The sequence below is a fragment of the Halomonas sp. LS-001 genome, assembly GCF_052983955.1.
Map to the genome: position 1 here is coordinate 1,390,047 of NZ_CM129816.1, position 21,258 is coordinate 1,411,304.

17 protein-coding genes are annotated in these 21,258 nt (G+C 56.3%); 13 read left to right on the top strand and 4 right to left on the bottom strand.

Annotated features, from left to right (window positions below):
- The first annotated feature begins 4 nt into the window (after positions 1-4).
- Together argJ and ACU6TU_RS06190 are read left to right on the top strand one after the other, a co-directional pair.
- Positions 5-1,234, top strand: coding sequence for a bifunctional glutamate N-acetyltransferase/amino-acid acetyltransferase ArgJ (argJ, locus tag ACU6TU_RS06185; RefSeq protein WP_447143688.1), 1,230 nt, complete (start codon positions 5-7; stop codon positions 1,232-1,234).
- A 43-nt stretch (positions 1,235-1,277) separates the two neighbouring features.
- The gene (locus ACU6TU_RS06190) at positions 1,278-2,234 is read left to right on the top strand and encodes a Nudix family hydrolase (protein WP_447143689.1); all 957 of its coding nucleotides are present in this window, start codon (positions 1,278-1,280) and stop codon (positions 2,232-2,234) included.
- A gap of 394 nt (positions 2,235-2,628) precedes the next feature.
- On the opposite strand, the gene ACU6TU_RS06195 is transcribed toward ACU6TU_RS06190, so the two are convergent.
- Both ACU6TU_RS06195 and ACU6TU_RS06200 read right to left on the bottom strand, forming a co-directional pair.
- Entirely contained in the window at positions 2,629-3,534 is a 906-nt protein-coding gene (locus ACU6TU_RS06195; RefSeq protein ID WP_447143690.1) for a carbon-nitrogen hydrolase, read from the bottom strand.
- A gap of 66 nt (positions 3,535-3,600) precedes the next feature.
- On the bottom strand, positions 3,601-4,632 hold the full coding sequence (locus ACU6TU_RS06200) for an agmatine deiminase family protein (RefSeq protein ID WP_447143691.1): 1,032 nt from the start codon (positions 4,630-4,632) through the stop codon (positions 3,601-3,603).
- A 248-nt stretch (positions 4,633-4,880) separates the two neighbouring features.
- On the opposite strand from ACU6TU_RS06200, the gene ACU6TU_RS06205 reads away from it, so the two are divergent.
- Together ACU6TU_RS06205 and ACU6TU_RS06210 are read left to right on the top strand one after the other, a co-directional pair.
- A complete protein-coding gene (locus ACU6TU_RS06205) occupies positions 4,881-6,122 on the top strand; it encodes a lipoprotein-releasing ABC transporter permease subunit (protein ID WP_447143692.1) in 1,242 nt (413 codons plus the stop codon).
- Between the two features lie 10 nt (positions 6,123-6,132).
- Complete coding sequence (locus ACU6TU_RS06210; protein WP_447143693.1) at positions 6,133-6,849, top strand: ABC transporter ATP-binding protein; 717 nt, start codon at positions 6,133-6,135, stop codon at positions 6,847-6,849.
- Positions 6,850-6,865: 16 nt separating this feature from the next.
- On the opposite strand, the gene ACU6TU_RS06215 is transcribed toward ACU6TU_RS06210, so the two are convergent.
- Positions 6,866-7,426, bottom strand: a complete 561-nt coding sequence (locus ACU6TU_RS06215) for a DUF2062 domain-containing protein (protein WP_447143694.1) — start codon at positions 7,424-7,426, stop codon at positions 6,866-6,868.
- A gap of 108 nt (positions 7,427-7,534) precedes the next feature.
- Between ACU6TU_RS06215 and ACU6TU_RS06220 the strand changes: the two genes are divergently transcribed.
- From ACU6TU_RS06220 to murB, 7 genes are read left to right on the top strand one after another with little or no spacing between them, the layout of a single operon-like run.
- Positions 7,535-9,814 carry a DNA internalization-related competence protein ComEC/Rec2 gene (locus tag ACU6TU_RS06220; protein WP_447143695.1) on the top strand — a complete coding sequence of 760 codons (2,280 nt, stop codon included), beginning with the start codon at positions 7,535-7,537 and terminating at the stop codon, positions 9,812-9,814.
- Positions 9,815-9,867: 53 nt separating this feature from the next.
- Positions 9,868-11,634: a lipid A export permease/ATP-binding protein MsbA gene (msbA, locus tag ACU6TU_RS06225; RefSeq protein WP_447143696.1), complete on the top strand. Its 1,767-nt coding sequence runs from the start codon at positions 9,868-9,870 to the stop codon at positions 11,632-11,634.
- Complete coding sequence (gene lpxK / locus ACU6TU_RS06230; protein ID WP_447143697.1) at positions 11,631-12,656, top strand: tetraacyldisaccharide 4'-kinase; 1,026 nt, start codon at positions 11,631-11,633, stop codon at positions 12,654-12,656. The genes msbA and lpxK overlap by 4 nt, the downstream gene beginning before the upstream one ends.
- Complete coding sequence (locus ACU6TU_RS06235; protein WP_447143698.1) at positions 12,649-12,858, top strand: Trm112 family protein; 210 nt, start codon at positions 12,649-12,651, stop codon at positions 12,856-12,858. Before lpxK ends, ACU6TU_RS06235 begins: the two co-directional genes overlap by 8 nt.
- 1 nt (position 12,859) lies before the next feature.
- On the top strand, positions 12,860-13,681 hold the full coding sequence (gene kdsB, locus ACU6TU_RS06240) for a 3-deoxy-manno-octulosonate cytidylyltransferase (RefSeq protein WP_447143699.1): 822 nt from the start codon (positions 12,860-12,862) through the stop codon (positions 13,679-13,681).
- 11 nt (positions 13,682-13,692) lie between these two features.
- Positions 13,693-14,157: a low molecular weight protein-tyrosine-phosphatase gene (locus tag ACU6TU_RS06245; protein ID WP_447143700.1), complete on the top strand. Its 465-nt coding sequence runs from the start codon at positions 13,693-13,695 to the stop codon at positions 14,155-14,157.
- A complete protein-coding gene (murB, locus tag ACU6TU_RS06250; RefSeq protein WP_447143701.1) occupies positions 14,154-15,164 on the top strand; it encodes a UDP-N-acetylmuramate dehydrogenase in 1,011 nt (336 codons plus the stop codon). Before ACU6TU_RS06245 ends, murB begins: the two co-directional genes overlap by 4 nt.
- A gap of 112 nt (positions 15,165-15,276) precedes the next feature.
- On the opposite strand, the gene rne is transcribed toward murB, so the two are convergent.
- Positions 15,277-18,843 carry a ribonuclease E gene (rne, locus tag ACU6TU_RS06255; protein ID WP_447143702.1) on the bottom strand — a complete coding sequence of 1,189 codons (3,567 nt, stop codon included), beginning with the start codon at positions 18,841-18,843 and terminating at the stop codon, positions 15,277-15,279.
- Between the two features lie 786 nt (positions 18,844-19,629).
- On the opposite strand from rne, the gene ACU6TU_RS06260 reads away from it, so the two are divergent.
- Positions 19,630-20,571 carry an RluA family pseudouridine synthase gene (locus ACU6TU_RS06260; protein ID WP_447143703.1) on the top strand — a complete coding sequence of 314 codons (942 nt, stop codon included), beginning with the start codon at positions 19,630-19,632 and terminating at the stop codon, positions 20,569-20,571.
- Between the two features lie 21 nt (positions 20,572-20,592).
- Complete coding sequence (locus ACU6TU_RS06265; RefSeq protein ID WP_447143704.1) at positions 20,593-21,255, top strand: HAD family hydrolase; 663 nt, start codon at positions 20,593-20,595, stop codon at positions 21,253-21,255.
- Positions 21,256-21,258: the final 3 nt, after the last annotated feature.

Sequence of the window (21,258 nt, forward strand, 5' to 3'; positions counted from 1 at the left end):
CAGCATGGCAGTAGGAAATGTGCCTTTTCCGGCAATGCCCCTTCTTGAAGGCGTATCCCTGGGGTGTGCCATGGCAGGCATCAAAAAAGCCGATCGCCGTGACCTGGTGGTGATTGAGTTGCCAGAAACGACTAAAGTGGCAGGCGTATTTACGCTCAATGCCTTCTGTGCTGCCCCGGTGCACGTTGCCAAGGCGCATCTTGACCATTGCGGAAAACACCAGCAAACACCACGTTATTGGTTGATCAATACCGGCAATGCCAATGCCGGTACCGGAGAAATCGGTTTACGTGATGCCAAACGATGCTGCCAGGCGCTCGCTGAGGTTGCCGGTGTGCCCACAGAAGCCGTGCTGCCGTTTTCAACGGGAGTGATTGGTGAGCCGTTGCCCATGGAGAAGCTGCTGGGCGGCATTCCAAAAGCTTATGCAGAACGGGATGGCCAGTCAGATGCATGGGCGCATGCGGGTGAGGGTATTCTGACCACCGATACGCGAGCCAAAGGGGCGAGTGTCGTGGTGACAGTGGGCAATCAGCCGGTCACCATCAACGGTATTGCCAAAGGATCCGGGATGATTCGCCCCAATATGGCGACCATGCTTGGCTTTGTGGTGACAGATGCAGCGATTGAGCAACCCTTGCTGGAGCAGCTACTGCGCGAGACAACCGATCGTTCCTTCAACTGTATTACGATTGATAGCGACACCTCGACCAATGATGCCTGTATGCTGGCAGCCACAGGGCGAAGTGCCGCCATCGTCTCGGAAGCAGATATTGCGGTTTTCCGTCATGGGTTGCAGCAAGTAATGACTGAGCTTGCCCAGGCGATTATCCGCGACGGCGAGGGTGCCACCAAGTTTGTCACCTTGCAGGTGGAAGGTGCGCACTCGCGTCAGGAAGCGCTGGATGTCGCTTTTACAGTGGCACATTCACCCTTGGTGAAAACCGCCCTCTATGCCTCCGATGCTAACTGGGGGCGTATTCTTGCGGCGGTAGGTCGGGCGCCGGTTGAGGCGTTTGACGTGAGTCATGTGGTGATTGATCTTAACGGGGTCAGGCTGGTTGAAAAGGGCGGCCGCGCGATGAGTTACACCGAAGAGGCAGGAAGTGCCGAGATGGCCCGCGAGGAAATCACGATACGGATTGATCTTGGTCGCGGAAAAGAAAGTGCGACGGTCTGGACAACAGACCTTTCGCATGACTATGTATCGATTAACGCAGATTACCGCAGCTAGCCGGAAGCGCTGGTAGGTGAGCTAAACAGTGGATACTGACGCAATGAGTGTAATGGTGAAAAGACGGGTACATGTTGCTGCGGCAGCGATGGTCAGTGCGGATCAGAAGCAAGTCCTGATCGCGCGCCGACCGTCCAATGTGGACCAGGGCGGTCTGTGGGAATTTCCTGGTGGCAAGCTGGCGCCTTACGAAACCGGACTGGAAGGGTTAAAGCGAGAGCTGCATGAAGAGCTTGGCGTAGAAATAATGAACGCTCAGCCGTTGATTCGTGTTCATCACGAGTATCCTGACAAGCATATTCTGCTGGATGTATGGCAGGTACATGAGTTTTCCGGCGAGCCGTTTGGCAGAGAAGGTCAGGCGGTACGCTGGGTACCGATGGAGGAACTGGTCAACTATCCGTTTCCTGCCGCTAACCTGCCGATTCTGCGCGCTGTGATGCTACCCACCGAATATCTGATTACGCCCGAAGAAGAAGATGAAACGTGCTTTGACGCTCGGCTTGAGCGGGCGTTACGTGAAGACCGTATTCGTCTTGTTCAACTGCGTGCCAAACAGCTCGATACACCGACTTACGTAGCACGCGCCCAGCGTGCGCTGGTAATGTGCCGCGCCCATGGTGCGCGTCTTTTGCTCAACGGTGATCCGGGTTTACTGGACGAGGTTGAGGCGGACGGGATTCATCTGACCAGCGAACGCTTGATGAAACTGGACCGCCGTCCGATTGCTGAAAATCAGTGGTTGTCGGCATCGACCCATAATCAGACACAGCTGGATCAGGCGGCGGTACTGGGCTGCGATTTCGTGACGCTGTCGCCCCTGCGTACCACGCCCTCACATCCAGAAGTGCCGCCTATGGGCTGGCATGATTTTCAGCAGTTGGTGGAGCGTGCTGGCATGCCGGTGTTTGCCCTGGGAGGCATGACACGCTTTGATGCGTCCCATGCTCGCGCCGTTGGCGCTCAAGGAATTGCTTCGATTCGCGATTTCTGGAAATAATCCGTGACAGGATATGTACCCGCCGACCTCCTGGCGCTCTGAGCTGAGCCATGGAATGCAAAGGAGTAGGGCGGGTGCATATACCTGATGGATGACCTGATAAATCAAGCCTGAGCCTAGGGTCTGTTGACGTTTCATTCACGGCCGCGCTGGTGTCAGTTTTTATTCGGGGCAAGGCAGGAGGAGAGACGTTTGGTCACTCCAAATGAACGACGACTAACGCCGCAGCGGATAAAAACTGACCCAGCCCTTCGGGTTGCGCTTCAAAATGCACCATACTGCGTTGCGAAACTTGAGAAGGGAACCACCCTTAACGGCGTTCCGCGCCTTGTCTGGCACATTTTGATGCAGCAACGCGGTTCGTGATGAAACGTCAACAGACCCTAGTGTTTGGCTAATCGCGGTAACGGCGTGTCAGGTCAGCATAAGCATCAATACGCCGATCACGCAGATAAGGCCAGATACGTCGAGTATTTTCGCCGCGTGCCATGTCTAAAGTGACCAGCAGGTTTTCGCTTTCCTGACCCGCATGAGCCAATAGCTCTCCCTGAGGGCCACAGGTAAAACTGCCGCCCCAGAAATCAATTCCGCTACCCACTGCCGATAAATCCTCCTCAAACCCGACGCGGTTCGCCACGACAACAGGCACCCCATTGGCAACACCATGGGAACGCTGAATCAGTGTCCAGGCATCCTTCTGGCGCTGTTTTTCCTCCTGACAATCATTCGGGTCCCAGCCAATCGCGGTGGGATAAAGCAGCAGTTCAGCGCCAGCCAACGCCATCAGGCGTGCTGCTTCCGGATACCATTGGTCCCAACAGACGAGCACGCCCAGCCGACCCACAGAGGTATCTATCGGTGTGAATCCGGCATTCTGGGTTGGGTCGTGATCCCCGGGAGTGAAATAGAACTTCTCGTAGAAGCCTGGATCGTCGGGAATATGCATCTTGCGATAGTGGCCAACACGACCTTCCGCGCGATCGTAAACGACCGCTGTATTGTGATAGAGCCCAGAAGCGCGCCGCTCAAAAATTGAGCCAACCAGGACAATATCAAGCGTTGCCGCCAGTTTGGCCAGGCGTTCTCCTGTCGGGCCGTCGAGAGGCTCCGCCAGATCAAACAGGGCAGGGTCTTCGTACTGGCAGAAGTAATGAGTGGCATGCAGTTCCTGCAGCAATATTAGCTCGGCACCCTGCTTGGCCAGTGCATGAATGGCAGACTCACTTTCTGCCAGACTGCGGGCCTTATCTGGCCAGGCGCGTTGCTGAACAATACCCACTGTCAGTGTTTTTTCCGCCATGCTGGCTCCTGTTCTAAAAAAGAGATCTTCACGTACTCTGGCAACTTATCAGACCTGGAATTCAGCCTAAGCGCTGATCAGCGTCCCTTGCGGAAGTTGCATGGTCAGGCAATGCAGGCTGCCGTGTTGGCGGATTACGCTAGTGCAATCAATCGGTATGATCACGCGATCCGCGAAGGCATTGCCCAGCGCCTCAAGGGCCTTCACGTCCGCAGGGTCGCTATACACCGGCGCCAGCACGGCCTGATTGATAATCAGGAAGTTGGCATAGGTCGCGGGTAAACGGCGGCCATCGTCAGGGGCATAACAGCTTGACGGCCAGGGAAGCGGGATCAGCCGATAGGGCTGGCCATCACGCTGTTTGAAGGCCTGCAACTCTGCTTCCATTGCCGATAATGCCGGATAGTGCGGGTCCGCAGGGTCATCGCAGCGAACATAGGCGATGGTATCCGTTGCGCAAAAGCGTGCCAGGGTATCGATATGGCTATCAGTGTCATCGCCTTCCAGATGGCCGTTTTTAAGCCATAGAAAACGATCAACCCCAAGATCTTCTGCAAGCGTGTTTTCAATGTCCTGACGCGAAAGGGTCGGGTTTCGATTGGGGTTGAGCAGGCAGGCTTCAGTGGTCAGTAAAGTGCCCTCACCATCGGTTTCGATGCCGCCGCCCTCCAGTACAAGTGAGCGTCGCTCGACCGGGCAGGCCCATACCTGAGCCGCCTCCAGCTGAGCGGTGAGTTGATTGTCACGCTCGGCGGGAAATTTTCCGCCCCAGCCGGTGAAGGTATAGTCCAGCAGCGTCACCTGCCCGGTTGAATCCACCACACTGATCGGGCCATGGTCGCGCGCCCAGGTATCATCGCTGTCGACAACGATCAGGTGGATAGGCTGGCTTGCGGCGTTATAGCGTTCGAATGTAAGTGACAGGCGATCACGGGTGGCACCATCCGGTACACAGATCAGAACCTGCTGATAACGGGCAGTCGCCAGCACAATGCGCTCAAGCGTTGCTTCAATACGTTCTAACAGAGGCCCCCAGTCGCCATCGAAGCGTGGCCAGGTAAGCTGAATGCCATCTTGTGGGGCCCATTCGGGGAGCATTTGATAACGCGTTTTCGACAACGTAGAACCTCTTGAGCCATGAGCGTTTTTGGGAATGAGTGATGCATCTTGTGTCGCGAAATGTAGGGCTGAGAGACACAAGTTGCAAGCATTTTAAGACGTTTGCAGAGCCAAGCGTTAATGTCAGGGAACGCTCGGTGTGTTTCATGTTCCAAACACCCCGCTAACCCTGTGCAGTCGGGTTAAAAAAACCGTACCATGAGCGCTCGCTAACAAGGAATGATGCCATGTTTGATCGTTTGCCTTTTCTGGTGGGCCTGCGCTATGTCCGCGCAAAACGCCGGAATCATTTTATCTCTTTTATATCAATGACCTCCATGTTAGGCCTGATGCTGGGTGTGGCCGTGCTGATTCTGGTGCTGTCAGTGATGAATGGCTTCGATCATGAGTTGCGCACCCGTATTCTGGGCATGGTGCCGCATACCAAAATCGAGTCGCGCACGGGACTGGTGGAATGGGAAATCCTGGCTAACCAGCTGTCAGAGCGGGAACGCGTGATTGGCGCCGCCCCTTATATAGAGCAGCAGGGCATGTTTTCTGTGGGCGGGCGTAACCAGGGAGCCATGGTTAACGGCATTGAGCCCGAATGGGAAGGCAAGGTGTCTATCATCGATGAGAATATGCGTGAAGGCAGTCTTGATGACCTTGTGCCAGGCGAGTGGAACGTCGTGCTGGGGTCAATGCTGGCAAGGCAGCTGGGCATTGGCGTGGGAGATCAGGTCACGCTTCTGGTGCCTGAGGCGTCGATTACGCCGGCCGGTGTGTTCCCGCGCCTGAAGCGTTTTACCGTCAGCGGTATTTTCAGTGTCGGAGCCGAGCTGGATGCGAATCTCGCCTACGCGCACATTGAGGATATGCAGGTGCTGGCGCGAATGGGGGAGGCCGTTGGCGGCATTCGCCTGGAGCTTAACGATCTGTTTATTGCCGGTGAAGAAACCCAGAATATTCTTAATACACTGGGGCCTGAGTTTCAGGGGCGCGACTGGACGTTTACCCAAGGGAATCTGTTCCAGGCGATTCAGATGGAAAAGCGCATGATTGCGCTATTGCTCACCGTTATTGTTGCCGTCGCTGCCTTTAACATTGTTTCGACGCTGGTGATGGTGGTTACCGATAAAAGTGCCGATATTGCCATTCTACGCACGATCGGGGCGACCCCCGCTTCCATCATGGGGATTTTTATCGTTCAAGGGTTGGCGATTGGCGTGATGGGTATCGCGATTGGCGTTGCCGTCGGAATATTTCTGGCGCTGACCGTTGCCGATCTGATTGGCTGGGTGGAAACGCTATTCGGCATCCAGTTCCTCAATGCTGGCGTTTACTTTATCAGTGATTTGCCGTCTCGCCTGCACTGGGAAGACGTCCGTAATATCGTGGCTGCTGCCTTTGGGTTGACGTTCCTCTCCACCCTTTATCCCGCCTGGCGTGCTGCCCGTGTTCAGCCCGCTGATGTGCTGCGCTATGAGTAAGGATGCCGTTATGTCAAACGAATCTGTGTCAAACCTGTCATCGGCACCGGTGATGCTCAACTGTGAAGGGATTTCACGGGTGTATAGCGAAGGCCCGCGGGACCTGACCGTTCTTGATAAACTGTCGTTAAGCGTGCGTGCCGGTGAGCGCGTGGCGATTGTCGGCAGTTCCGGTTCCGGAAAAACCACGCTACTGAATCTGATGGGCGGGCTCGACCGCCCCAGTGAGGGTCGCGTTACCATTGCGGGGGAGTCGCTTGCCGGACTGGGAGAGGCGGCACTGGGACGTTTCCGTAATCGCTATATCGGTTTTGTGTATCAGTTTCACCATCTGTTGGCCGAGTTCACGGCGGTGGAAAATGCCGCCTTACCCTTGATTATCCGTGGTCAGCGCAAGCGGGAAGCAGAAAAGCAGGCGCTGGCATTGTTGACGCGTGTGGGAATGGCCGAGCGTGCTGACCATAAACCGGGTGAGTTATCCGGCGGTGAGCGCCAGCGGGTGGCGATTGCCCGAGCGCTGGTTACTGACCCGAGCCTGGTGCTGATGGATGAGCCAACGGGGAATCTTGATCAACAGACGGCTTCAACGATTCTTTCCTTGATGGATGAACTCGCCAGAGAAACGGCCTGTGCCTTTGTAATTGTTACCCATGACCGTGATCTGGCCGCTCACCAGGACCGTGTGATGAAACTGGATAACGGCCAATTAGTGGAGGATGGCAGCTAAGTAAAGAAGCTGTCTGCTAGCGGGCATCATCATCAAACTCCGATTCGATTTTGGCGCGACGCCGCTGGCGTTTCAGGCGGCGTTGACGCCAGTTGCGTGATACGTTCCAGCGCCAGATCAGGCGAATCCCGACATTGGCAATAATCGCAAGGGCAATGGCGCTTATCAGCGAGCCAAGCGCAAGTGCCGGCATGATGTCCTGCATCTGTTCAGCCACCCAGCGAGTCGATATACGCGTTGGCGCCTCGCGGACGGGAATGTCCATGAAAAAAGCGCCAATCAGGTAATTGCCGTAAAAAATCAGCGGCATGGTGAGCGGGTTGGTAACCCATACCAGGCCAACCGACAGGGCCAGGTTGCAACGGGTCAGACGAGCCCCCAATGCGGCGATGATCATCTGGAAAGGGATAGGCAACATGGCACAGAAAAGGCCAACGCTAAAGGCGTTGGCCACGCTGCGGCGGGTGAGTAGCCATAAACGCGGGTCGGTCAGCAATGGTGCCAGCCACCGCAATGAGCGTTGCCGCCGCAGAGTGTCGGGTTTTGGCATGTAGCGTTGTAAAAACCGCCGCGGCATGGTCAATACTCTTGCCCAGTGAAACGTCTATTATCCATATAGTATCAGCGTTAGGCTATGTGAACGCGAAATCAGCGTTTTACCAAGGGTTCGCCAAGGAGGGCGAAAATGCGCATAGGCTGGGCATTACCCGCCGCACTTGCAGTGTTTGGCGGGGTGCTGGGTGTAGCTTCCGGGCTGATTCGACACTTCCCGGAATTAATGCTGGGTCTCTATCTTGTTATTGGTCTTCTGCTAACCGCCTGGCGATTAGCAGCACTTAGTTTATGGCTTCTTTGGGGCGTGCTGGTGACATTGCTGTCTCTTGAGCAAGGGCGAGCCTTGCCTTTGGGCTTAAGTGGCGTTGATCTGCGCGTTGAAGCTAAAGTGCTAAGTGTAAACGCTGACAAAGGGATTTCGCGGTTGAATCTGCAGCTGCTGCGTTGTGTGGCGCCCCCTGACAGACTTCGCTGCCAGTCGCTGAATCAGGTACGTGTGAGTGGGTATCAATCTACGCCGTTTCAACCCGGTGAGCATTGGGAAATGACCTTAAGATTACGTCCACCACGTGGTTTTGGTAATCCTCATGCGTTTGATTATCAGGCCTGGTTGTGGCGTGAGCGCCTGCATGCCACCGGCTATATTCGCCAATCCCCACCTCCCGTCAAACTCTCTGAACCGGGTTTTTCGCTGCGCCAGCTTGGGCTTGATCATCTGGCAGAACAGCCATTGAACGAAATATCACGGCGCTGGCTGGCGGCGCTGACACTGGGGGATAGCGATCAGCTTACCCGCGAAGACTGGCGCCTGCTCAATCACGCGGGGGTGACGCATCTCGTGGTGATTTCGGGGCTGCATGTCGGTTTGATTGCCACCTTTGGCCTGTTGCTGGCGCGAACGGTGGCTCGTTTGATAAGCCCAGGCAACTGGCGGCTGCGCACCTGGCCCTGGTGGTTTGCGGCATTTTCCACCATTGCCTATGCCACTCTGGCAGGGTTGGCGCCACCGGCACTGCGTGCCATGATCATGGCGTTGGTCGGGTTGTGGGTGGCGAGTGGTCGGCATGCGCCGGGTCCCTGGCAGGCGTGGTGGCTGGCCATTGCGCTGGTGATGCTCGTTGATCCGCTAGCTGCTTGGCGACCCGGTTTCTGGCTTTCCTTTGTGGCGGTCGCCTGGTTGATTGTTATCTGGAATGGTCGACGACGTCCGCGCGGATGGAGAGGTTGGCTGTGGGCGTTAGTCCGCACCCAGTGGCTATTGGCGCCTCTGATGGCGGGCGCTGTTCTGCTGGCTTTCGGACGTGTGGCCCCGCTGGCACCCGTGATTAATCTGGTGGCAGTGCCGTGGGTAAGCCTTATCATGGTGCCAAGTGCCTTGCTGGGTTGGCTGTTAGTGCCTATTGCGCCACTGAGCGCAGCCAGCTGGTGGGTATTTGAGCAGGCGTTAGGTGTATTCCATAAGCTGCTGACGTTCCATGCAGCCTACCTGCCATTGTGGGAGCCCGCGTTTACTCATTATCACAGGCTGGGGCTAGGGTTTATCTGGCTGGCGCTTTGCTGGGGATTACCGACAGTGCCTCGGATACTGCGTTATTTTTCACTTTCTGTGGTGTTGCTGCTGGCCGTTATCCCCCGCTCGCCTGCCTGGCCCGAGGGTGCATTGCGGGTGCGTATTATGGATGTCGGTCAAGGGCAGCTGGTGGAATTGCGCAGTCATGATCAACGGATGTTGTATGATACCGGCGCGCGTTTTCGTTCTGGCTTCATGCCGCTGCAAACTTTGTGGCCAGCGGGGCAGCACTTTCAGCAGGTGGTGGTTAGCCACGCCGATACTGACCATGCCGGTGGCGTAAAAGCCCTGCTTGAAGATCATTACGTCGCAACATGGTGGTTGCCACAAGGCGAGGTTGTTGATGTACCGGACATGCCTGTGACCCAGGCCTGTCATTCCGGGCAGCGCTGGAATCAGGCGGGCGTTGGTTATGCTTTTTTGTGGCCTCCCGCGGGTGACAATACACTGTCGGCCAATGACCGTTCCTGCGTTTTGCAGGTGAGGGTGGGTGAGCACACCTTGCTGATTACAGGGGATGTCGGCGTTGATGTCGAGCGGCGTCTGATTTCAACGTTGGCAACGCCAGTGACAGTGCTGGTAGCGGGCCATCATGGCAGCAATACCAGTTCGGGTGTGCAGTTTGTGCGGTCAACGCGGCCTGAGCATGTTGTCTTCAGCGCTGGTCGTGATAACGCTTTTGGGCATCCTGCCGATGACGTGGTCCGTCGGTTTCGCCGCGTGGGCAGCTGTTTGTGGAATACGGCTCATGATGGTGCTATCACGCTATGGCTGATTCCTGGTGAGTCGTTACATATCGAACCGCATCGCACCTTGGGTGGTGGACGTCGGCGGTGTTGAACTTGTTCTTGATCAGGTAGAATTTCTTATGGACATTGCCAACAGGAGTGCATGTGACTGAATCTGGATTATCCGTTTACAAGCGCTTGCTGAGCTATGTAAAGCCACATTGGCGGGCCTTCAGTCTGGCAATCGTTGGTTTTGTTATCTACGCGGCTTCAAGCACCGCGCTTGCCGAGCTAATGAAGCGTCTGATTGATGGCATTCAGAACCCGGATGCGGCGTTTCGCATTTTCCTGCCGATGTTTGTGATCATCATGTTTTCGGCACGTGGATTGGGCACCTTCCTGAGTACCTATTTCATGTCTTATGTCGGACGCTACATCATTCACACGCTGCGTTGTGATGTGTTCGCTCATATGCTGCATTTGCCAGGTGTTTTCTTTGACCACCATTCCAGCGGGCATCTGGTATCGCGGGTAACCTATCATGTTGAACAGGTGGCAGGGGCGGCGACCAAAGCCGTGACGACGCTGCTGCGTGAAGGCCTGTTTGTGATTGGTCTGTTAGGTTATCTGTTATGGACAAACTGGTTGCTGACCCTGCTTTTTCTGGGCGTAACGCCATTGATTGCCCTGGTGGTTAGCTATGTCAGTAAACGTTTTCGGCATATTTCAAAGCGTATTCAGCATTCCATGGGGGATGTTACCCATGTCGCCTCAGAAGCCATTTCCGGTCACCGTGTCGTGCGCACTCATGGGGCAGAGGACTATGAAAAACAGCGCTTTGCTCAAGTGAGTGAAGAAAATCGCCGTCAGAGCATGAAAGAAGCCATGACCAAGGCCGTCAGCTCTCCGGTTATTCTCATGCTGGTCGCCGTGTCGATGGCGCTGCTGGTGTGGCTGGCGATGGCGCCAGCCTTGCTGGAAGACATGACGCCGGGTGAGTTTGTCGCCTTTATTACTGCCGCGGCACTGATGGTCAAGCCGGTGCGCCAGCTAACGGAAATCAACAGCGAGATTCAAAAAGGCATTGCCGCCGCCAGCGAGCTGTTTTCCCTGCTCGACGAGCCTCGCGAGGCGGATGAAGGCAAAATCCTGCCTCAGCAATTGCACGGAGAGGTTGCGCTTGAGGGCGTGCGTTTCCGCTATGGAGAAGAGCAGCCGGATGTCTTGCATGGCATTGACCTGAAGGTTGCTGCCGGTGAGCTGGTGGCTCTGGTTGGTCGCTCGGGCAGCGGAAAATCGACACTGGTAAATCTGTTACCGCGCTTTTATACGCCCACGGAAGGACGCATTACCATTGATGGCATCGATATCAGTGATTATCAGCTGGCGCCATTGCGTCAAAATATTGCCATCGTGTCGCAGCACATCACCCTGTTCAATACCACCATTGCCGACAATATCGCCTATGGCATCGACGATGCGGATATGGCGGAAGTGGAAGCGGCTGCAAAGGCCGCTCATGCGCATGAGTTTATCGAGCATCTGCCCGAGGGCTACCAGACCCGCGTTGGCGACAATGGGGTGATGCTGTCGGGTGGCCAGCGTCAGCGTCTGGCGATTGCCCGTGCCATATACAAGGATGCACCGCTGTTGATTTTTGATGAGGCAACCTCGGCGCTGGATACCGAGTCAGAGCGTTATATTCAGAAAGCGCTGGAACATGTCTGCAAGGGACGAACCACACTGGTCATTGCTCATCGCCTTTCAACGATTGAGCGGGCCGACCGGATTGTCGTGATGGAACAGGGGCGTGTGCTTGAGCAGGGAACCCATGCTCAGCTACTGGCAAGTGAAGGTGCTTATGCAGCGCTCTACCAGCTGCAGTTTCAGGAGCCTGATGGTCAACCGTCGAGTGGACAGGCGCTGTCATGAACCTCGCGCAGCGTTGGCTTGAAGCCGCCTATCGAGGCAGTGTCTGGCTGGCTCCATTGCGTCCACTGGGGGCGCTTTATGGCTGGCTGATGGCCCGACGCAATAATGCTTACCGGGCAGGGCAACGCCGGATATGGAGCGCCCCGGTCGTGGTGATTGTCGTGGGTAATATCACCCTGGGAGGCACTGGAAAATCACCAATCGTGGCATGGCTGGTCCGTTGGCTGGCGGCTCAAGGCTATACCCCCGGCATTGTCACCCGAGGCTACGGGGGCAAAGCCGCGCACTATCCGCTGACCGTGACGCCAGACACAAGGGTCGAAGAAAGCGGCGATGAACCCTTGATGCTGGCCCAGCAGACAGGTGTGCCTGTGGTCGCCGACCCGCAACGCGCCAGAGGCGCCAGGGCGCTGATAGATGCTGGCTGCGATGTCATCGTCAGTGATGATGGCCTGCAACACCTGGCGCTGGGGCGTAATATTGAGTTTGCCGTGGTGGATGGCGTACGCGGGCTGGGTAATGGCCGATGTTTACCGGCTGGCCCCTTACGTGAACCTGCATCTCGTCTTGCTGACGTTGATGCTGTTCTGGTTAACGGGGACAGCCAGCACAGCCTGTCAGGGCATATCACTCCGATGCGTCTGGTGCCCAGACAGTGGCGCCTGCTGAGTAGTGGCGAACAATATTCCCTGGCGCCGTTACCCTTCACGCTTCCCGTGGATGCCATGGCGGGTATCGGGCGGCCGGAGCGGTTTTTCGACACCCTTACGACGCTGGGTGTTGTCGGCAGCTGGCATTCCTTTGCCGATCATTATCAGTATGAGGCGTCTGCATTACAATTTGCTCAGACGGACACACCACGGCCCCTTTTGATGACCGCGAAAGACGCGGTGAAATGCCGTGATATTGCCCCGCCTGATAGTTGGGTCCTGGATGTGGAAGCTGAACTTCCACCTGAATTTGAGCAGTGGCTAGCCGACCGGTTAGCCATGCTATCTGCGAGGAGAAGCACTGATGGATAAACAATTGCTGGCCATGCTGGTTTGCCCGCTTTGCAAAGGCAAACTTAAATATGTGCGTGACGCACAGGAGCTGCAATGTCTTTATGATGGCCTGGCCTATCCCATCGAAGACGATATTCCCGTGATGCTGCCGGAACAGGCGCGCTCGATGGATGCCGACGAAAAATTGCCGACGTCTCCTGGCCGTAACGGAGTGGCGTGACATGACTGGCTCCGCCACAACACCGTCATCCGCCTCCCTTCATTCGATGTCTCCCGAGTTTATTGCGGTGGTGCCCGCCCGTTTCGGTTCGACCCGTTTGCCAGGCAAGCCGCTGCTGCCTATCGCAGGTGAGCCCATGGTGGTGCATGTCTGGCGCCGTGCCTGTCAGAGTCAGGCCACCCGCGTCGTCGTAGCGACCGACGATGAACGCATCCGGGAGGCGCTATTGCCCTACGGCGCTGAGGTGGTGATGACGGATGCTGGGCACCCCTCCGGCACTGACCGGCTGGCCGAGGTGGCGGAAACATTATCCCTGAGTGATGACACCCTGGTGGTGAATGTGCAGGGAGATGAGCCGCTGATTCCACCGGCGCTGATTGATCAGGTCGCTCAGCGTCTGGCGGACGACCCGGATGCATCGATTGCCACACTGGCAGAATCGATTGGTGATATTGACTCGCTGTTCAATCCTAACGTGGTGAAAGTGGTGCGTACCCTGGAAGGCCGGGCGCTGTATTTTTCCCGCGCACCGATTCCCTGGGACCGTGACCATTTTGCTGCTCGCCCTGAGCTGCTGGAGACCGATGCCTGGCTAAGACATATTGGTATTTATGCTTACAGGACGTCTTTCCTTAAAGCTTATCGTGATTATCCGCCTGCGATGCTTGAGCAGTTGGAACAACTGGAGCAGTTACGTGCGCTGCAACATGGCCATGTGATTCAGGTGGCGCTTGCCAGCGAGGTCAATCCGCCCGGCGTTGATACCGCTGAGGATCTGGAACGCGTGCGTCAGCTGCTGGATAGCCAATTAACCCGTCAATAACAGGAGAGAAAATGAACGTATTGTTTGTCTGCCTGGGTAATATCTGCCGCTCGCCGAGCGCTGAAGGTGTCTTCAGGCAGGTGCTAAAGGCGCAGGGAATGCAGGACAAGGTGACGGTGGACTCCTGTGGTATCGGTGACTGGCACGTAGGGAAATCGCCGGATGCTCGGGCACAACAGGCAGCCAGGCGCCGTGGGATAGATATCAGCCACCTGCGTGCCCGTCAGCTTTGTCGAGAAGATTTTGCACGCTTTGATTATATTCTGGCGATGGACCACGATAACCTGGATGCCATACAGGCAATGCAACCGGCTGACTATGCGGGCGAGAGTTGCCTTTTTCTGGCCTTTGCCGGTCAGCCGGATAGTGCCGTTCCGGACCCGTATTACGGCGGTGAGGAAGGTTTTGAAGACGTCTTGAATTTGATTGAAACCGCCTCACAAGGTCTGGTGACGCACCTGCGGCAGGCATCATGAAACCACACTATGACTGGCAGCCAAATGTTGATCTGACGAAGGCGAATACGCTGAGACTGCCCGTTAATGCGCAGTGGTTTAGTGCACCAACGACGCTGCCAGCGTTGCAGCGTTGTGTCAGGCAAGCGCATGCACAAGACACCATCCATGTGCTGGGCGGCGGCAGTAACGTCTTGTTGCCTGAGCAGCTTGACGGTCTGGTTATTCATCCGGCGTTGAACCAATGGTGGCTTGAAGCTCAAGGCGAGGATGTCCTGGTGCATGTCGGGGCTGGCGTTAACTGGCATACGCTGGTGATGGCTCTGGTCGAAAAAGCGCTATGGGGCATCGAAAACCTGGCGTTGATACCGGGAGATTGCGGGGCCGCTCCCGTGCAGAATATCGGCGCTTATGGTGTAGAGCTGGCGGATGTTCTGCACGCCGTGCAGGTCATGTATCTGGCGGATGGCTCCGTCGATTGGTTGTCGAATGAAGACTGCGCCTTTGGTTATCGCGACAGTATCTTCAAAAATGCGCTACAAGGTCAGGTGATCATCACACGCCTTATCCTGCGGCTTAAACGCCATGCCGAGCCGACGCTGGGGTATGGCGATCTCAGCAAGCGGGTTGGAGATAACCCGAGCAGCGCCGATGTGGCCCGGGCCGTTTGCCAGGTGCGTCAGGAAAAACTGCCAGACCCCGCAGAGCTGGCCAATGCGGGCAGTTTTTTCAAGAACCCGCTGGTCAGCGCAGAGCAGGCAAAGGCGCTGCTTGCCAGTCATCCGATGCTTGTGCACTTTGCTCAACCGGATGGCACTGTCAAACTGGCCGCAGGTTGGCTGATTGATCAGTGTGGACTCAAGGGGGTGCGCTTCGGGCCTTTTGGGGTACATGAGCGCCAGGCATTGGTGCTGGTGCATTTTGGTGGCGGGGATCGAGCGGGATTACTGGACGTGGCGGATCATATTGCGGCGACGGTGAAAACGCGTTTTGGCGTCATTCTGGAGATTGAACCACGCACCCTTTAAACGCCTGAAAAGACGTTACCCAGTAAAAAGCCCGAGGCAAACATTTGCCTCGGGCTTTTTGGTAGGTAGCCGCTCATTGCTGAACGACTTACCTTTGGCTCAGGTTGCTGGCTTACTCACCGCTGGCATCCTGTTGCTGGCGCTTGCGCAACTCACGCGGGTCATTGTGAGCCCGGCGACGCCGACGCGAGGTGGCTTTCTGTTGCGCTGAAGAAGCGTCTTCGGTGGAAGGAGCGTCTTCTTTCGAGGCGCTGCCTTCGGTTGCCGTGGCTTTTTCGGTTGCCGTAGCCTCGGCTGTGACGTCGGCGTCAGAAGGCGTCTCGGTCGCAGAGGTTTCAGCTGAAGAGGTTCCGGCAGCAGAAGAAGCTTCAACACTGGCGTCAGGCTCTGCCGTTTGCTGCTGATCATCAGCCGTTGCCGTCACCGGGGCTGATGTATCTTCAGTTGAAGCATCAACCGTTGCCATTGCGGGCGCTGGTGTTTCGTCGCTGTCCGCTTTCTCAGCGAGAGCGTCACTAGCGTCGCTGCTTTCAGCTGCTTGAGCCTCAGCGGTTGGCGCACTGGCATCGGGCTGTACAGGCGTGGATGCTTCGAAAGCCGTCGGCGTTTCGCTGTCAGGTACTGCGTTTTCCTGTACGTCGACGTTTACCTGTATAGCGTCGTTTGCCTGTGCAGCAGCCTCGCTTGATGGCTGTGTGACGCTGCTGGCAGCCTCTGACGTCTGCTCACCTGCTGGCTCAGCATCGCCATTCGCTTCGCTCGCTTCCGTCGCCATCGTGTCAGCAGGTGCTTCTGTCGTGACATTTCTGGCGGCTGAAACGGCAGGAGTTCTGCGGTTTCCACCACTTGATGATGAACGTTGACGAGAGGTCGGTTTCTGGCTGTCAGTCGTCTCATCCTGAGGTGTCACATTCTCAGACTCAGCCGCGCTTTCTGCCGCTTTTTTCGTTTGGTCAGCCGTTGCCTTGTCCAGCGGCGCATCCGTCGTCTGCTCACTGACCGCAGGCTGTTCCGTCGCCGATGGCAGCGCAGCTGAATTTTCGTCAGCCGCTGTCTTCTCGTTAAGCGTCGGCTCATCAGCTGACAGCTCAGCAGCGGGCGTTTCAGCAACCGGTGTTTCAACGACCGGTTTTTCAGCTGACGGTTCCGCAACCGAGGGTGTCGCGTCCGCTTGTTCAGCAGTCGGTGCTTCAGGCGCAGCCGTTACCTCGCTCGGCGCCACCTCAGGAGCCTTCTCAGGAGCCTCCTGCGCTTCAGCCTGCAGGGCTTTCTGTTCAGCTTCAGCTTCGGGGTTCAATGCGTGCTGGCGTGAACGCTGGCGCGGATTGTTGCGGGTGCGCTTGGGTTTGCCGTCATCCTTGGGTGTGTCGGCGCTGGCCGTGTCCGGTACGTCTTGCCTGGATGCCTGGCTTGCCTCCGGCACGCTGTCCGCAGGTTGCTCGGCATCACTTTGCTGACGGTTATGGCTGGCGCTTTTATCCTGTTGCGGATGCTTGCGGCGATTGCGCGTGCGGGTCGGCCCGCTGCGCTTCTCTGTGTTATCGGTTTTCGCGTTATCGGCCTTGGCGTTGTCATCCTTGGCAGTCGCCGTTTCCTGTTGAGAGGAAGTTTCCTGGCGCTTAGCTTTCGGCGCGCTGTTTTTGCCGCTTTCCTGTTGAGTGCGACCTTCTTGAGAGCGTTTGTCCTGAGCGCGGGTGCTTTCTTTTCCGGCGCTGTCCTTGCCAGCATTGTCTTTGCTAACGTTGTCCTTACTGACACTATCCTTACTACCACTTTCCTTACTGACACTGTCTTTTCCAGCGTTATCTCTACCAGAACCGCCCTTGCCGGACGTTTCTTTGCTGGCAGTTGTGCTGTTAGAACTTCTGCTGGAGGACCGTGAGCTGCTCTGACGCTGGCTAACCGGCTTGCGAGTCGGTGCGGGCGTGCGCGTCGACGTTTCTTCCGGCGTTTCTTCTTCACCACCGAGCATTTTGGCAAAGCTGCGAATCAGCCGACCTACCAGTGTGGAAGACGGAGCCGCAGGTGCCAGCGGGTCTGTCTGGGTGTCGTTTTGCAGCGACGCTGGGGCAGGTGCGTTATGCACAACGCTCTTGACGGCCGCTTCAGCGCGCTGGGCAGGTGGCTTGAAGCTGTGCTCAGGCTCTTTGCCGACGTCGCTATCGGTTGAAATTTCAAAGCTTGAGACTGACTGGAAGTCTTCCTCGTCCAGATGGTCATCCCGAAGGCGCTGGACATCATAATGCGGCGTATCCATTTCCGGGTTAGGCAGCAGAACGACACGAACTTCCTGACGTGCTTCAATATCCGCCAATACGCTGCGCTTTTCGTTCAGCAGGTAAGTTGCCACTGGGACGGGCAGAATGGCGCGAATCTGCGCGCTGCGTTCCTTCATGGCTTCTTCTTCGATCAAGCGCATGATGGAAAGTGACAGCGAACGCACGTCACGAATGGTGCCCTGGCCATTACAGCGCGGGCATACGACGCCGCTGGTTTCACCTAGCGATGGGCGCAGGCGCTGGCGGGACATTTCCATCAGGCCAAAGCGCGAAATGCGCCCGATCTGAACGCGTGCGCGGTCAAGCTTCAGCGCATCACGCATGCGGTTCTCAACTTCACGCTGATTGCGCGCCGGGCCCATGTCGATGAAATCAATCACTACCAGACCGCCGATATCGCGCAGGCGAAGCTGGCGGGCGATTTCGTCGGCCGCTTCCGAGTTGGTCTGCAAGGCCGTCTCTTCAATATCACTGCCGCGCGTGGCGCGAGCCGAGTTGATATCGATGGAAACCAGCGCTTCAGTATGATCAATCACGATGGAGCCACCAGACGGCAACTTCACTTCGCGCTGATAGGCCGTTTCGATCTGCGACTCGATCTGAAAGCGCGAAAACAGCGGAACTTCATCTTCGTAAAGTTTGATTTTCTGCTGATACGATGGCATCACCTGACGAATAAAATTCAGCGCATCGTTGTGAATATCAGGGCTGTCGATCAGCACTTCACCGATATCCTGACGCAGATAATCACGCATTGCGCGGATAATAACGTTGGATTCACGGTAAATCAGGAAGGGAGCAGGGCGCTTGGACGCTTCGGAAGTGATCGACTCCCAAACCTGAACCAGGTAGTCCAGATCCCACTGAAGTTCTTCCGGTGAGCGGCCAATACCAGCGGTGCGAACGATCAGGCCCATCTTGTCAGGCATGGTCAGCTGGTTCATGGCATCTTTAAGCTGGCTGCGTTCTTCCCCTTCAATCCGGCGTGAAATGCCCCCCGCACGCGGGTTATTGGGCATCAGCACCAGGAAACGTCCTGCCAGACTGACGAAAGTTGTCAGGGCGGCCCCTTTGTTGCCGCGCTCTTCCTTATCTACCTGAACAATGACTTCCTGACCTTCTTTCAGGACTTCCTTGATGCTGGGGCGACCAGAAACATCCTTGAGGAAGTACTCGCGGGAAATTTCCTTAAGCGGCAGGAAACCGTGACGGTCAGCGCCGAAATCGACAAAGGCCGCTTCGAGAGAAGGTTCAACGCGGGTGATCTTTCCGCGATAAATGTTGGCTTTTTTCTGTTCCCGAGCGCCGGACTCAATGTCCAGATCGTAAAGGCGTTGACCATCGACAAGGGCGACGCGCAGCTCTTCTGGCTGGGTCGCATTGATGAGCATCCGTTTCATGTTGTCTCACATAGCGATGCGTGCCGGTGACCCGTCCATCAGGAGGACGAGAGGCAAATCGCGCTGCTGCGTGCTTGTGCTCGGCGCATGGGTATGCAAACGCGTCAGGCCGGGCAAGCGATTTTGCACGGCTGATGAGGGCGTTGAGTACGTGGCGGAGGCAGGACGTGTTTCGGTGGTTGTCACATCCATCCGGCCCTGCTGACTCCGCCAACACCTGGCATTCATCGATTTGCCAACGTTGGCTACCGGCACAACGTTGAACTTAGTCGTCAGGTAGTCAGGCGTTTTATGACATTGAAACGCATGACTGACCGACGTGGCGTATATTTCATCTGTTAGCTATTTTCGTTAGCTACTTTCATTAAATACTTTCATTAGATTCTTACTGTCTATTGAACACTTTGCTTTTCGCTACGTTTTACTGTTTAGCGGCATCGTTGTTACTGGCTAGACATTAATTCTAACTGCCAACCAACCGAGGTCAGCGACAGAGACCTACAATTTTTTATCAGCGCTTATGCCCATGCGTACATAGCCATTTCCGCTTCGCTCAGGCCTGCGTGTTGGTCGAGCAGGCGCTTTTTTACCACGGCTGAAGGCTCTTGGGCTTACGCCTGACACATGGGTAACAGAAGGTCAGAGGTTGATTGCCAGCTTTCAGTAACCGTCAGCGGGTGAGCAGTCTGGAATATAACAGTAAAGCCGCGTGCCAGCAATTGACGCAATACGTTCGCGTCTGGGCTAGAATGCCGCTTTTGGTTCTTTTAGCAGGAGCGCAGGCGCATGGCCGAAGGGCGTGAAGTGCAATGGGTTGAGATTGCCCCCGAACAGGCCGGGCAACGTATCGATAATTTCTTGATGACACGTTTGAAGGGCGCCCCGAGAGCGTTGATCTATCGCATCGTGCGAAAGGGGGAAGTGCGCGTCAATAAAAAGCGGGTCAAAGTCGACTACCGGCTGCAAGGAGGAGACTTGGTGCGTGTGCCGCCTCTCCGGCTTGCCCCGCGTGAAGCTGTCAAGGAAGTCAGTGACAATCTGCGTGATGTCCTGCTGGGTAGTGTGATCATGGAAGGGCCCGACTGGCTGGTGCTTAACAAACCCTCAGGCCTGGCGGTGCATGGGGGAAGTGGTGTCAAGATAGGCTTGATTGAAGCGCTGCGCCAGGTACGCGATGACCTGTCGTTTCTGGAACTGGTGCATCGGCTGGACCGCGATACCTCAGGGTGCCTTTTGTTGGCGAAGTCTCGCGATGCCCTGGTAACGCTGAATGACTCCCTTAAAAAGCACGCCATGGAAAAGCGCTACCTTGCGCTGGTTAGTGGTCGCTGGCCCGCCAAAAAGAGCTATGTTAGCGCGCGACTGGACCGTTACGATGCGGGTAACGGCGAGCGACGTGTTCGGGTTGACCCCAACGGTAAGGTGTCGCGTACACGCTTTGCGGTGGTCGAAACGTTCGAGCGAGCCACCCTGATTGAAGCGGAACCGGTCACTGGCAGAACCCACCAGATTCGCGTTCATGCTGCCCATGCGGGGCATCCGTTGCTGGGCGATGACAAGTATCCTAGCCGAGACAGTGAGCAGCTGTCCCGGCGTATGGACGTGGGGCGATTATTTTTGCATGCTCGCGCGTTAACTTTTCCTGAGCCGGGCAATGGGCGTCCCGTGACGGTCAAGGCAGCCTTGCCTGACGCGCTGGAAACCATTCTGCATCGCGCTCGTCGCTAATTAATGTTGGTGGACCTACCTATGCGTTTTGAACTGGTAATTTTTGATTGGGACGGCACCTTGATGAACTCGGTGCCGAAAATCGTTTCCTGTATGCGCGCGGCGTCCGGGGACGCCCAGCTGCCTGCGCCAAGTGATAAGGCCGTTGAAAACATTATCGGCCTGGGCTTGCCTGAAGCCGTGGCGATGTTGTTTCCAGGAATCACTGATGCACAATCAAGTCGGCTTCGCGAGTGTTATGCCCACCATTTTGTGCATGCTGATACCACACCGATGCGTTTTTTTGAGGGTGTTGAGCAGCACGTTCAAGGGCTGAGGCAACGTCCCGGGCTTAAGATGGCAGTGGCGACCGGTAAAACCCGAAAAGGTCTGGCGCGCGTATTTGAGCAGACCCGCAGCGGCGACTGGTTTCATGCAAGCCGTACAGCGGACGAAACCCGCTCCAAGCCTCATCCGCAAATGCTCAGCGAGTTGTTGGAAGAGCTGTCGTTACCGGCCGAACGCGCGGTGATGGTGGGCGATACCGAGTACGATCTGGCGATGGCGCGTGCCCTGGGCATGCCTCGTGTCGGCGTGAGTTACGGCGTGCATAGCGTGGAGCGCTTGCAGGCTTGTGAGCCGGAGTTTATTGCCCACAACGTTGATGGGCTATTCGACTGGCTGAACCGTGAACTGGAAGCCTGAATA

Bases quoted from the DNA above. Each gene is read 5' to 3' on its own strand.
- argJ (WP_447143688.1), top strand. From the start codon at position 5: ATGGCAGTAGGAAATGTGCCTTTTCCGGCAATGCCCCTTCTTGAAGGC.
- ACU6TU_RS06190 (WP_447143689.1), top strand. From the start codon at position 1,278: ATGAGTGTAATGGTGAAAAGACGGGTACATGTTGCTGCGGCAGCGATG.
- ACU6TU_RS06195 (WP_447143690.1), bottom strand. From the start codon at position 3,534: ATGGCGGAAAAAACACTGACAGTGGGTATTGTTCAGCAACGCGCCTGG.
- ACU6TU_RS06200 (WP_447143691.1), bottom strand. From the start codon at position 4,632: ATGCTCCCCGAATGGGCCCCACAAGATGGCATTCAGCTTACCTGGCCA.
- ACU6TU_RS06205 (WP_447143692.1), top strand. From the start codon at position 4,881: ATGTTTGATCGTTTGCCTTTTCTGGTGGGCCTGCGCTATGTCCGCGCA.
- ACU6TU_RS06210 (WP_447143693.1), top strand. From the start codon at position 6,133: ATGTCAAACGAATCTGTGTCAAACCTGTCATCGGCACCGGTGATGCTC.
- ACU6TU_RS06215 (WP_447143694.1), bottom strand. From the start codon at position 7,426: ATGCCGCGGCGGTTTTTACAACGCTACATGCCAAAACCCGACACTCTG.
- ACU6TU_RS06220 (WP_447143695.1), top strand. From the start codon at position 7,535: ATGCGCATAGGCTGGGCATTACCCGCCGCACTTGCAGTGTTTGGCGGG.
- lpxK (WP_447143697.1), top strand. From the start codon at position 11,631: ATGAACCTCGCGCAGCGTTGGCTTGAAGCCGCCTATCGAGGCAGTGTC.
- ACU6TU_RS06235 (WP_447143698.1), top strand. From the start codon at position 12,649: ATGGATAAACAATTGCTGGCCATGCTGGTTTGCCCGCTTTGCAAAGGC.
- kdsB (WP_447143699.1), top strand. From the start codon at position 12,860: ATGACTGGCTCCGCCACAACACCGTCATCCGCCTCCCTTCATTCGATG.
- ACU6TU_RS06245 (WP_447143700.1), top strand. From the start codon at position 13,693: ATGAACGTATTGTTTGTCTGCCTGGGTAATATCTGCCGCTCGCCGAGC.
- murB (WP_447143701.1), top strand. From the start codon at position 14,154: ATGAAACCACACTATGACTGGCAGCCAAATGTTGATCTGACGAAGGCG.
- rne (WP_447143702.1), bottom strand. From the start codon at position 18,843: ATGAAACGGATGCTCATCAATGCGACCCAGCCAGAAGAGCTGCGCGTC.
- ACU6TU_RS06260 (WP_447143703.1), top strand. From the start codon at position 19,630: ATGGCCGAAGGGCGTGAAGTGCAATGGGTTGAGATTGCCCCCGAACAG.
- ACU6TU_RS06265 (WP_447143704.1), top strand. From the start codon at position 20,593: ATGCGTTTTGAACTGGTAATTTTTGATTGGGACGGCACCTTGATGAAC.